Here is a 12,782-nt window from a genome sequence, read left to right as displayed (position 1 = left end):
TGCACACTGAAGCTCACCCCTGGGTGAGCTTCAGTGTTTTCGGAAACAGTAAATTATTTTCCAGATGAATATGGCGATGTAAGTCGGCCTCGAATTCGGCCAGGGTCTGGTAACATATGCGCCAGGTGGTGCAGGCGTGTGCCGGTGGCTGATAGTCCTGGGTCAGTTCCCGCAATCTTTTCAAAATGGTGCCGGCTTCGTCGTGTTCGTATTCCATGGCGCGGATGGGATTGCCGATGTGACCAAAGCAGCCACTCACCTGTTCGCCGCCAGCCATGGCTCGAATGGCAGGAAACAGGATTTGTTCTTCCTTCATCAGGTGCGGCAGCAAGTCTTCTACCAAAGCCTGGATCCAACCTGCCAGCGGTTTGATTTCGGCGTGGTTTTCGCCGTGGGCGCGCACCATCTTGGCGGCATACTCCAGCAGCAGAGGGGCGGTTGCACGCACATAACTGTGGTGGGTGGCTTCAATGTAATCAATCAGTTGTGGCAGGGGTAACTCAGCCAGCAAGGCATCAGGCTCGCCCTCGGCGGCGCTGTGTTTCATGGCATCCACCACAGCTGTGGTATCGGCCTTAGCCCGCTCGCAGGCTTCCCACAGGGTGCGGCCACCACCACAGCAAAAGTCGATACCAAATCGGGAAAACACATGGGCAAAACGGTAGTCCTGAGCCACCAGTTCGCCAACGCGGGTTTGAAGCAGGGCCTCTGTATTCATGCTGGAATCCTTTGTTGTAATTTATATGCATGTTATGAGGCGATGCCAGGAGCAGCAACGAAAGCCTGAGTATTTTGCTGGGGTAATCACATTATCGGGCGACAATTATGCCAAAAGGAGTAGCGGTTACTGGTTTAGGCTGGCGTCACTTAAGGGGGGGAGTCAAAGCGGGTTGGTTAACCAAAAGCAACTTATACAAAAAAAGCGACGCAAACAGGAGGTTGTTTACGCCGCTTGAAACCCTGTTCCGGCAGACGCTGGATTCAGCTCCGTCCGGTGGATTGCACAAGTGTTGGTTTTGCCCGTTGGCGTTGCCGCCATCAACGGGACGAAACCTGCACGTAAACCACCTCATCGCTGCCTTGGGCATTTGCCGCCGACAAATCTTTAATGGTGACGCTTTCAATGGCCTTGTTGCGATCGTAAGAGTGGCCAGCCAGGAAGGTATATGCCTTGTCGGCGCCGTACTGATAGGCGAACTGGGCCAGGCTCTTGCCGTTACACTGCACGCTGTTGGCGTGGTAGCGGGTGCTGCCATGGTGTTCATTCATTTGCAGTCTGAGCTTGCCGGTTTTATTGCTGCCGGCGGCAATACACATTTGCGTTTCGGGCTTGCTGTCGGCTGCCACGAAACGGTATTCGGTGGCACTGGCGGTGCCAAGGCCCAGCAGCAGTACGGGGGCGAGCAGGATACGTGCGTCCATAGATGATTTCCTTGTATTGACCAACTTCACTGATTAAGGCCACGCTGGGCCGGTTGGCCCGCTTAGCGTCAGCATCTGATCTTCAGAATCTGGTGCATGCGCTCGCGGGCCGTCTCCTTTCCTTCACGCACATTCTGGCGCGCTTGAAAGCGCAATGCTGTAAGCAGGTGTTGAAGACTTGTATCAGTTTGGAAATTCTGTGAGGGCGAGTGTCCCGGAGTAAGAAAGTGTGTCTCTGAGTGTCGGCAGACACACAAAACCTGGGTTGTGCTGTGGCAAAAATTGAAAATACGCCACAGAAACGATTCAAACAGGTCGCTGAGCAGCCTGATTGAGCCGTGAAAAGCCTGCCGCAGCGCCAGGGGGAGTTTCTTTGGTATTTGTTGGCTTACTTTGTTCCTGGCTCTGAACCCGCAGGTAATTCGGCTTCTGGCTCGGGGCAGTAAACTTGCCAGTCTTTGACGTAAAATACTTTTCCTGCCAATACGCCGAGCTTACGGGGATCGGTTGCCATGGATGCCAGCCGGAACACCCGGCGGGGCTTGACGGTGATTTGGTTATCAGGCTGCTGACTGCGGTAGTCTTCGGTGCCAGTGCTTTTCAGGGATGCCAGCCAGTAGCCATTGTCGTTATAAAGCTTCAGGGTGCACTCTTTGGGAGCAAAGCGCCACAGGCCACTGTAGCTGGAGCCACGGACATATTGGTAATCCATTGGCGTGCGTGCAAAACCATCCGCGGCCTCATCCAATACGGCGCTTTCGAGGCTTTGCGAATGCTCTTTTTCCAGGCGAAAGCTCTGGCGGTAGGGCTGCTCTTCGGGCTTATTGCCCCGCATATTGTGATAGGCGCTCAGATCCAGGCTCCAGCGCTCGGCCAGGGTGGCGGTTTCGAAAGAGGCCGGGGTGTAAATCACCTCCACCACACCGGCGTAGCTCGTCGGCGGAGAACGGTAATTGGGGCCACGGTACATGACGCAGGCAGACAGGCTTGGCAACAGCAGTGCCAGTGTCAGGGTTTGCAGGGGCGATAGCGGGGATTTGGCTGCCATTGATACGTCCTTATTCAATGCAAGATGCGCAGGTACGGCTATCTTACTGCTATCTTATTGAAATATCGAATGAGCGCCCCTGGTCATGCCCGGTTATGTGATGTGTCTTGGAAACCGCTGCGGCCAAAAAGTCAAAAGGCGCCCGCAGGCGCCTCTACCCTGAATACCGCGACTCAGTCTTTTTCGTTGACCTGATACACGGTAACCGAGCCGCTGACTTCGTTGCCTACAATCAGCAGCGGCGCACCGCTGGGGCTGTTTTCGGCGGCAATGAACTTAATGCTCTCCGGGCCAAGGTCACCGGCATTGAGCACCTCGGTGCAATCCATGCCTTCGCCGCTGTCGCAGGGATCGGCCAGATCGTCATCCATCTCGAAGCTCACCTCGAAGTTGCGGTTGTTGTAATGGGCAACAAAGGCGGCCTGGAATGGATTGGTGATGTCATACACAAACAGGTCGCCGGAGCGCTCCTGGCCGATAAAAGCATAGGTGCGGCCCTGGATTGTGCCTACATCTATGGCTTCCGGTTCGCCGCCCTTGTCGTCAGAGCGGTCATCGCCCTTGTTCTCGGTGTGAGCGCTGTTGAAATACTTACCGAGAATCGCCGAGCCGATGCGGCCAAAGTCATCACCCGAATCAAATACCTGATTCATTTGCGCATCCCAGATGGAAAACGAGCGGCCGCCGTAGGCGTAAAGGCGTTCGACTATGCCGTCTTTGTCTTCATCCAGCAGTGCTGATGTCACCTTCAGCCGCCCCAGGCCATCCTTGCCGCCGCTTTGGTCGTACAGCGCCTGCAGCTCGGGGGAGAGTTGCAGGTTGAACTCGTCCGGGTCGATGACATCGGCCACGCGGATATCTTCCGAGTAGGCGTCCCAGTCGCGGGAGTCGCCTTCGTTGGCGGTCACAATAAAGGAGGCGCCATTCCAGCGGTACGAGGCAATGGTGTCGGGCTGATACAGACCATAAACACCGGGGGCGTATTGCAGATTGGCAACGCCGTCTTTGTTGGTGAAATCGAGGCGGTACTGGCTCCAGTCCTTCAGCCCCAGGGCCTTGATCTCCACTGTGTTGGCTTCAAGGTCGAGAATGCCGATGGCATTGTTTTCCTGCAGCGATACCCAGGCGGTTTTGCTGTCGTCGGCCACGCTGATGTACTCAGGTTCCAGATCCTGGGCTACTGTGGTGCCATCGGGGCTGGCAAACTTTACCCCGGCCGCGGTCAGCAGGGCACGGCGCTCGGCCTCGGTATCATAGGCATCGGCCTTGATAAGCTTGCTGGAAAAGCGGATATCGTCATTGAAGTTGATGCTGTCAGCATGGTCGGCTGGCTGACCATTTTCAAAGCTAATCAAACTGATAGAGCCTTCGGGGTCGGCCAGATAATCGCTATCTGGCTCGCCTTCGTTGGCAACCAGCACCTTGCTGCCATCGGGGGTGAAGGTCAGCATGTCGGGCAGGGCGCCCACGGCTACGGCTTTAACAAAGGTGGCGGCACCATTGCTGTCGAGCTGATAAAAAAGCACCGCACCTGTGGCGGTCTTCACGGCGTTTTCCACTGCAATTGCCAGCCAGTCACCGTGGATGGCAATGGAGTTGGCCACACCCAGCGCCAGTTCCATGTCGCTGTTATCGCTCGCTTTTACGCTAACGGCCGCCGGGAAAGTCATGGGCGCCGAACTCAGGCTATTGTCGCTGACCGGCGTCGCTACTGCGGCGGTCGGCAGGCCCGCCAGCTTGATGATTTCAATTTGGTTACTGGCGGCGTTAATGGCAAACACGCTGGCCGAGCTTTTGTGAAACTGCACAATTTCGGCGGCAGACTTGCCGTAAATGCCACTGGCGAAGCGTCCAACCACCTGAATTTCCAGCTCGCGCAGCGCATCTTTACCTGGCTGACCTGCCTGTCCGGCCGCACCGGGCGCCCCCTGTTCGCCCTGGGCGCCATTGTCACCGTCCGATGAACAGCCCGCCAGCAGCGCGGTAAGCGTCAGCGCCAGAATCCCTTGTTTGAATGTCATCCCTCTTCCCCTGCAAAGTGTGTGTTAAATGGCAAGATGAAACCCACTTTGGATGACAGGGGGATGACGTTTGTGTGTCAGCTGGATGAATTGTCAGTCGTTTTGCGGACGCTCCAGCAGCCAGCTCAGGCCATGAATGGCGCTGGTGGGGAAGGCCATGCTGTGGTCGGCTTCGGGTATCTCGAGGTACTTAATCTCGAGCTGACGTCTGGGCAGGGCGCTGAGCCTTGCCTTCAGTTTGCGGGCGCCAGCTACCATGTCATGACCCTGAGCTGGCGGCAGTTCGGCGCTGCCCACCGCGATAAATACCCTGCCTGGCCGCAGCGGTTTGCTGTCGGCAATGGGAGCCACAGTGCTTTTCAGCACAGCTTCGTTATCGAACCACACCGATGGGCTGCCGAGGATGTAATCATCGAAGAGTTCCGGGCGCGCCTGGATGAGCCAGCCACCAAAGAGCCCGCCGAGGGAGTTGCCGATAAAAATGCGCCTGGGTGTCTGCGTGGAGTTTGCGCCTTGACCTGCTGACACAAAACGATGGGCAATCTCATCAAACAGCACCTGCTCGATAAAGTCGGCATGGGCGGCCGCGCCGCCGGTGGTAAGCTTCCAGTCGTTGTCCCGGGTCGGCGTATAGTCACGAACCCGGCTTGCCTGGCCTTTATCGCCCAGGGCGTATCCGATGCCGATAACCAGTGCGTCCTCCATGGCGCCGCTATTTACCGGGAAGCGCATGGCCCCTGTGACTATCGGGAAGGCGTAGGGGGCATCGAGCAGATACACCTGCGGCGCGGTGGCGAGTTTCGCGGGTGACTTGGGTAGCTGCACCGCAATCTGATAACGCCGCTGGCTGAGAGGATCCTCTAGTTCAAATACCTGAGAGCGGGGCAGGGTAAAGCCCGCGATTCCCGCACTGGGCTCAGTGGTGCCTGCAACGGCACTGCCAACAGTGGCGGCGCTCAGTATGCCCAGCAGCAGGCAAGCGGAAGGGAGCGAAAAGCTAAGGGTCATCAAAGCATTCCTTGCATTGAGTCGGCGACAATTGGCTTTGGCGAAATTGCCGTCCGCAGGAAGAAGTCAGCCAGTCTGCCTTAATCTGCCCCGAGAAGAAACACGCACCATGCAGCTGGTGGCCTTTGAGGCTGTTCGCTGTGCTCGTGGTGTTGGTTTGTCTTGGCCGCGGGTAAGTTTTTGAGAATACCCACAAAAGAATTAAGTCCTCTTTTGAGTGTAATGATTAAATAATACGCTGTTTTGTAAGCACTCATCCGATCTTCCACCTAATCAACTCTTTTGTTAACGCTTTGTGTTGATCTTGTTTGTCATGTGATCAATAGTCATCGTTCGCTCGATTTTTGAGCACAGCATTGCATTCAAACGAAGGAATGACATCACAGGATTTCGGGGGAGAAAATGATTCGGAAATCTCTTATCGCATTGTCGGTAGCCACCGGTGCCTGCATCGGTTTGCCAGCGCTGGCAGCAGATCAGCCTGAGCTGCATCAGCAAGGCGGCTTTGATATGGCCATTGCCGATGAGCACAAGCTTATCTCTATGTTAAAGCAGTCGGGCAAAATTGCTCAGAACGCGACATTAAACGAGGCCGAACAGGCCCTGGCCAACTATCTGCGCGAGCGTCAGGAACAGGAGCGCGTTCGTGCTGGTTCTGTTTCCGATGAGGCCATCAAGCAATTTGGTTTGGGCAGCAAAAACCACTTTGGTGGCGCCCTGCAAAATGGCGGCGGCAACAAGCTGGGGATTGGCAAGCACAACAAGCCTGCGCCCATGGTGCTGGAAAACTATGAAGGTGAGCAGCGCACGGCGAAAATCCTGGCCATTTTGATGGAGTTCCCGGATTTTCCCCACAACAGCATTCAGCCCGGTGAAACCGGCATGTACTACGCAGACTACACGCCTGCGCATTACAGCTCGCTGATGTTTGGTCAAAGTGGCTGGACCGGCCCTGCCGGGCAGAACTTTGTCTCCATGAAGCAATACTACGAAGCGCAGTCGGGCAACAGCTATTCAGTTGAAGGCCAGGTTGCCGGTTGGTACATGGCGCAGCACAACGCCGCATATTATGGTGGTAACCCTTCCGGCAATATCCGTGCACTGGTGCGTGAAGCCCTGGCCGCCGCGGCTGCCGATCCCAGTGTGGATATGTCGCAGTTCGATATCGAAGACAGATACGATCTCGATGGCGATGGCAATGTGTGGGAACCCGATGGGCTGGTGGATCACGTGATGATCATCCACTCCAGCGTGGGCGAAGAAGCCGGTGGTGGTCAGTTGGGTGAAGATGCCATTTGGTCGCACCGTTGGAACCTCGGCAGCGTGTTCGGTATTCCCGGCACCTCAACCCCAATTCCTTACTGGGGCGGCGCCATGGGTGCCTTCGATTACACAGTGCAGCCAGCCGATGGCGCCGTGGGCGTATTTGCCCACGAATACGGCCACGATTTGGGCCTGCCTGATGAATACGATACCCAGTACACAGGTCGCGGCGAACCCGTGTCTTCCTGGTCCATCATGTCCAGCGGCAGCTGGGCCGGTGTGCTTGGTGGCACTGAGCCAACCGGTTTCAGCGCCTGGGCCAAAGAGTTCCTGTCGAACAGATGGGGTCTTAACTGGCTGTCTGGCAGCACCATTCATTTCAATGACATTCCTGCCGATGGTATCACGGGTCTTTTGGATCAGGCGGTTTCCAAGGGCACCAACAACGATGCTATCCGTATCGACCTGCCCGATAAGGAAAACATCATAGTTACCCCCACCAGTGGCCAATATGCCTACCATGGTGGTTCAGGCAACAACCTGCGTAATCAAATGTATATGCCACTGGATTTGAGCAGTGCCAGCAGCGCCAGCGTCAGCTTCAAGGCGTGGTTTGATATCGAAGCCGATTGGGACTACGGCTATGTCATGGTCTACAACCCAGCCACTGACACCGCTGAACCCGTCGCAGGTAACATCACCACCAACAGCAACCCCAATGGCCAGAACTTTGGTAATGGCATCACAGGGCAGTCCGGTGGTTGGGTAGACGCCAGCTTCGACCTGTCGGCCTATGCCGGTCAGCAGGTGTATCTGATGTTCTACTACTGGAGTGATGGCTATGTTGCCAACCCAGGTCTGTACATCGACGATGTGCAGGTAGCGGTTGATGCAAACAGCAGTGCTGACGATGCCGAAGGTGCTGGCCTGTTCACCCTTGACGGCTTTACCAAGGACACAGGTAAGTTCTTCACCCCACACTACTATCTGGTTGAGTGGCGTAACCATCAGGGTGTTGACCAGGGTCTCAAGCACATCAATGTGGCCGGTAAGTTGATGGAATTCAACGAAGGTTTGCTGGTGTGGTACGTTGACCCCTCCTTCGACAACAACTGGGTGGGTGTACACCCTGGTGATGGCTTCCTCGGCGTGGTTGATGCCGACCGCCATACCAATTTGTGGAGCGGTGGCGACGTAGCCTCTACCCGTTATCAGATCCACGATGCCGCCTTCAATCTGGACAAGTCAGCCAAGCTGACCCTGGATCTGAAAGACGCATACGATCTGTTCCTGCGTGACAACTTCACCAAGCGTAACCCTGTGTTTGATGACAGCACTTCGTTTATCAGTGCCGACATCCCGGATGCAGGCCGCAACGTGCCTAACTACGGTCTGAAAATCCGCGTAGTTAGCCAGAGTGACGACAAGTCTGTAGGTCAAATCCTGATCTACAAATAAGCCAGTCGATTTTCTCTGAACGAAAAATGCCAGTCGGTTCGCCGACAGGCATTTTTGTTTGGCAGGGGTTTGAAAAGATGAGTTTTTGCCGCGACACCAGGGGTTAGAGTGTGTTTCTACTGTTCCTGTGGTAATGGCCTCGGCCTGATCTGGATCAGGGTAATTTATGGCTATTAGATTAATCTTTATGAGAATTGGCTTAAGTGGATGCTCCCAAGCTTAGTGCAGCGCTAACGGCCGCAAACAAGAGCATTGGACAAGCCAAAAGAGAAAAGGGCTAAGAGGAACAAGCAAAAAGGAACGAGCAAAGAGGAACGAGCAAAGAGGAACGAGCAAAGAGGAACGAGCAAAGAGGCTGGAGCGATGCGAGACGATACCCTGATCCGTGTGCTGAAAACCGTGATGCTGACAGGCATCTCGCTGATCCTGCTCGGTATCTACCTGCACAATTTCAGCACCACCATCGAAGCCATGGGCGTAAAGGGCATCATTATCAGCGCCGTCAGTGTGGCACTGGGCATGGCTTTGTCGCTACCCACCAAGATGTACCTCACCTTTATCTTTGTAAGGCGGGAAGAAGCCATCAAGCGCGCAGCGAGCCGCACGGTAACTAAGTGTAATTGAGGCTTTCATCAGCATATTTTCAGCAGACGTGAGGACAAAGGCGAGGGGGGCAGCGTTTGCCAAACGTTTTGTCTGTGATGACTTTGTTGATAAATACAAGCCTGACCCCGGGCATAATGTGATGCTTTTAAAACCGGGAGCGGTATCTGCTGCGTTACAGTTCTTGCGAAGGACTAGGGCCATTCGCTGCAAACTGTGCCTTGCATCTATCCACTTTAAGCACACGCAGAGCAAGCACGGGACTTATTCGCACCTTCCTTAGGGAAGGGTTGCGGGGAACTCCGCTTCATTAAAAGGGAGGTTTCCCGGATCTTCAGGTAAGTTTTACGAAGGATTAGTGTTGAAGATGAAAAGGACTTCACCGTTTCCGGAGTTTCCGGCGTGGGAAGTCGGGGCGTTGCTGTCCGTCGTGGTTGAAGGCATCGCATAACTTCCGCCCCCGCCACCGCCATAGCATCGGTAATCGTCTCCGCCAGAAGCGTCCGTGCCATACACGGTGCCGCTGCCGCCACCGCCGTAGCCGCCACCACCTCCGCCCCCGCCACAGGTGGCCGGGTTACCGCCCTCACCACCTTTGCCGGCATTGGCCGCCAGATTGGGGCCACCGTTTATCCAGCCCTTTGAGCCTTCGGAACCCGAACCTCCCGATGCTCCGCCGAACCCCTGATACCCGCCGTTATGGCCATCGCCTCCGCAGGCCACGCCTTCCGTGCAACTGGTTCCGCCCCCGCCCATGCCGTTGGTATTGGTGAACCAAGAGCCATCCAAAGAAGGCAGGCCATCATAAAACGCGTTTGCGCCTACGCCGGTTGCCGATTTCCCGACCTGGCTTGAATACGCGAAGCCGCCGTTGCCACCGCCGCCGCCTTGCATGGAGCCGCTGTAGAAGGCGCTGCCCTCGCCGCCACCGCCACCGCCACCGGCGATAAGAACAATCTCGCTGTGCGGCAGGGAGCCGTCCGGCTCAAAGCTTGTCACTATCGTGGCGCCGCCTCCGGCACCTCCACTGCTATCGTGACTTCCTGCTTGTCCCAGGTAGTAGTAGAAAATCGCGTTTCCGAAAATATTTCCATACTCTGTGCCTGTGGTGATCGTCTGGGCAAAGCCTCCTTTGCCGCCTTCTCCCGACCCGCCGCCTACTGAATTGTTAGTGCCGTTGCCTCCTCCTGCACCGAACGCCTGTATCCATAAGGTTGTGTTCTCATCCACAGCGCTGTTGAGGGGGCTTGCCTGGGTTGCAATGTTGGTCCAGAAAATCGCCTGATTGCAGCTGGTGCTTAGGGTGCACACCACCTGGTTTGCATTGCCGGAGGCAAGAGAACAGGTTGCATCGCAGTCGTTAACAGCATACGAAACCGCTCCTGCCAGGGCGAAATTTGTCACTGCGGTGTGGGTCTGGCCCGCATCGTCGGTAACTGTGAGTGTCGCCTGGTAGTTTCCAGAAACATCTTTGACACCGTTGCTTGAGGCGGTATCAGTGTAGGGATGGACTTTGAGCGGCCCCCGGTCCAGCCCATCTTTAAGGGTAACTGGCCCATAGACGGTTTCACCCGTATCCTGGTTTGTTACCGTGTAGGTGTGAGAAACCAGTTTTCTCTCGCCTTTTGCAACGGAAAAACTGCCATCGAGTTCCATTCGGCCGGGCACGTTAGACGACTCTATAGCCGTCAGTTGCGCAGTCGGACCGTTTTCACTTCCGTCACAGCCCTGTAGTGCGCCCATGGAGCAGGCCAGCGCTATCAACAGCGCCGGGGCTGCGGGTTTCGATGAATGGTCGGAATTCGTCAGCCCTGTGTACAGACGACGGACCCTGCCTAAAAAAGCGGGTGGTAAAGACATTCGGTTTCCCCTTGTGCTTCCTTTTTTGCTGGGCATTGTAAAAAACTGCATCGGCAACTAAGGATTGATATGGTCATTTCGTTTTTACAAATGGTTTTGCCAAAAAATGAGTCTATTCAAGTTTCATTTATGCGACTTACTACAAAGCCCACACAAGAGCCAGGGCAGGCAAAACTCTGGACTTGATGATTACACCTGTGCTTCCACTTCTAAGCCGCTTTTGCGGTTGCACTTCGGAACCCTAAAGAGCCGTACGTGGGTCGGCTTAGCTGCTTTCAGCCACGCTACCGCCCCATACTCTCGGGCGTATCTCTCCCAGCGCCAACCCAGCCAAATTCAAACACAGAACAGCACCGAAACTGTGAACAACACAGGCGGAACCTCTGAGCCAACAGAGGAAGGGAAGATATCGGGGAGGAAAAGGAAGGAAAGCACATTCCATTGCCACCGGCGCCACCGAGTCCATCCACAAAGAACGGAAGGCGAACACCACATCATCCCTGCTAACTGCCACTACAAAAAACGTTCGGTGAACCTGGCTAAAAACCGCAAGTTGAAAGCTCGAATTCAGTGACCGCTTAAGTGTTGTTTTTACAGCAAACTTTAACCAAAAGTTGCACAAGCGTACGATAAAAGTGACAGCCGGGCAAGTTGTATACAGGCGTATTTGGTACCAACGACGGTTGGCATCGCAAACTTCAGCTGGGCGTTTTATGGCGGCTGCTGTATCGGGTACAGTGCTATCAGGTAAAGTGGCTTTGGCTGCGCTCTTTAGCTGAGCCTTCAGCAGAGCTTATAAGCTGAACAGTCGCAGCCAATGGCCGCTGGGCTGAGATAGTCAGCAGCGCTTCAGTTTCGGAGAACCTATGCAACTTAACGATGCCCTAGCGGCGCAGATTGTCAGCCGGGCGATGAAAATTCTGTCGTTCTCGGTCAACGTGATGAACGAGCACGGGCTGATTATTGCGTCCGGCAATCCGGAGCGGCTGCATCAACGTCACGAAGGGGCGGTGCTGGCGCTGGCCGAAAATCGGGTGGTAGAGATTAACGAGGCCACCGCCCGTCAGCTTAAAGGGGTACGGCCGGGTATTAATCTGCCTATTGAGTATCAGGGCAAGCGTATTGGGGTTATCGGGATTTCGGGCGAGCCAGATGAAGTGCGTTCCTATGCCGAGCTGGTGCGGATGACCGCCGAGCTGATTCTGGAGCAGGCGGCGCTGACCGAGCAGTTGCAGTGGGACAAGCGCCACAAGGAGGAGCTGGTGCTGCAGCTTATTCGCGGCGAGGGCAATGTGGATCAGCTTCAGCAGGCGGCGCGGTTTTTGGGGCTCGATTTGTCGCAGCCCCGCGTGGTGGCGGTACTGGCGCTGGAAGAGGCGCAGCCGGCGCGGCTTAGGGAACTGGTGCATCAGCTTGAAAACCCCGAGCGCGACAACCTGGTGGCCATTCATGGGCTGGATGAAATTGTGGTGCTCAAGCCTGCCAAAATCGTCGATTACGTATGGCAGTCGGAGCAGGAGCGGGGGCGGGTAAAGCAGCTGTTGGCGCGTATTCCGCACTTTAAGGTACGCATTGCGGTGGGCGATTATTTTGCCGGAGTCGATGGGCTGGCGCGCTCGTATCAAACCGCTCGCGACACCCTGCGCCGGGGCATGCGTCAGGCACCGCGCAAGCAGGTGTACTTTTTTGAAGACTACCGGCTGCCGGTGCTGCTTGGCAGCCTCGCTGATTCGTGGCAGGCCGATGAGCTGCGCGCGCCGCTGAAACTCCTTACCCGTGCCGACACCAAGGGCGTGCTGGTTAAAACCCTGCGGCAGTATTTCGCCATGAACTGTGATCTTAATCGCTGCGCCGAAGCCCTGTTTGTTCACCCCAATACCCTGCGCTACCGCATCAGCCGCATAGAACAGATAACTGGCTTGAATATCAATAACCTGGATGACAAATTACTGCTATACCTCGGGCTGAATCTTGAAGATTGATTTGTTTGATTAAACAAAATCAAGGCCAAAATCAGCGTTGATATTTGGATGATTCAACAAAGCTTTCTTACTGCCAATCATCATAATGGCCACTAATTACACATAATAAAGGTGTCT

General features: G+C 55.3%; 9 protein-coding genes. 3 read left to right on the top strand and 6 right to left on the bottom strand.

All coding sequences use genetic code 11. The annotated features are described in order from the left end of the window. Positions 1–13: 13 nt before the first annotated feature. From ric to STH12_RS15680, 5 genes are all read right to left on the bottom strand, one after another. Positions 14–718: an iron-sulfur cluster repair di-iron protein gene (gene ric, locus STH12_RS15700; protein ID WP_126168415.1), complete on the bottom strand. Its 705-nt coding sequence runs from the start codon at positions 716–718 to the stop codon at positions 14–16. Between the two features lie 320 nt (positions 719–1,038). Then, entirely contained in the window at positions 1,039–1,422 is a 384-nt protein-coding gene (locus STH12_RS15695) for a DUF3718 domain-containing protein (protein ID WP_126168414.1), read from the bottom strand. 388 nt (positions 1,423–1,810) lie between these two features. After that, complete coding sequence (locus STH12_RS15690) at positions 1,811–2,470, bottom strand: hypothetical protein (protein WP_126168413.1); 660 nt, start codon at positions 2,468–2,470, stop codon at positions 1,811–1,813. Positions 2,471–2,643: 173 nt separating this feature from the next. Further along, positions 2,644–4,491, bottom strand: a complete 1,848-nt coding sequence (locus STH12_RS15685; RefSeq protein ID WP_126168412.1) for a choice-of-anchor I family protein — start codon at positions 4,489–4,491, stop codon at positions 2,644–2,646. Between the two features lie 93 nt (positions 4,492–4,584). Next, entirely contained in the window at positions 4,585–5,499 is a 915-nt protein-coding gene (locus STH12_RS15680) for an alpha/beta hydrolase (protein WP_126168411.1), read from the bottom strand. A 402-nt stretch (positions 5,500–5,901) separates the two neighbouring features. Between STH12_RS15680 and STH12_RS15675 the strand changes: the two genes are divergently transcribed. Both STH12_RS15675 and STH12_RS15670 read left to right on the top strand, forming a co-directional pair. Next, positions 5,902–8,220: an immune inhibitor A domain-containing protein gene (locus tag STH12_RS15675; protein WP_126168410.1), complete on the top strand. Its 2,319-nt coding sequence runs from the start codon at positions 5,902–5,904 to the stop codon at positions 8,218–8,220. A gap of 363 nt (positions 8,221–8,583) precedes the next feature. Further along, the gene (locus STH12_RS15670; protein WP_126168409.1) at positions 8,584–8,844 is read left to right on the top strand and encodes a hypothetical protein; all 261 of its coding nucleotides are present in this window, start codon (positions 8,584–8,586) and stop codon (positions 8,842–8,844) included. A 324-nt stretch (positions 8,845–9,168) separates the two neighbouring features. Here STH12_RS15670 and STH12_RS21735 read toward each other — a convergent pair whose 3' ends face one another. Next, entirely contained in the window at positions 9,169–10,683 is a 1,515-nt protein-coding gene (locus STH12_RS21735) for a hypothetical protein (RefSeq protein WP_126168408.1), read from the bottom strand. Positions 10,684–11,549: 866 nt separating this feature from the next. On the opposite strand from STH12_RS21735, the gene STH12_RS15660 reads away from it, so the two are divergent. Continuing rightward, positions 11,550–12,665: a sugar diacid recognition domain-containing protein gene (locus STH12_RS15660; protein ID WP_126168407.1), complete on the top strand. Its 1,116-nt coding sequence runs from the start codon at positions 11,550–11,552 to the stop codon at positions 12,663–12,665. Positions 12,666–12,782 lie beyond the last annotated feature (117 nt).

The organism is Shewanella khirikhana (genome assembly GCF_003957745.1).
GTDB classification, from domain to species: domain Bacteria; phylum Pseudomonadota; class Gammaproteobacteria; order Enterobacterales; family Shewanellaceae; genus Shewanella; species Shewanella khirikhana.
This window is presented reverse-complemented; position numbering and strand designations above follow the sequence as displayed.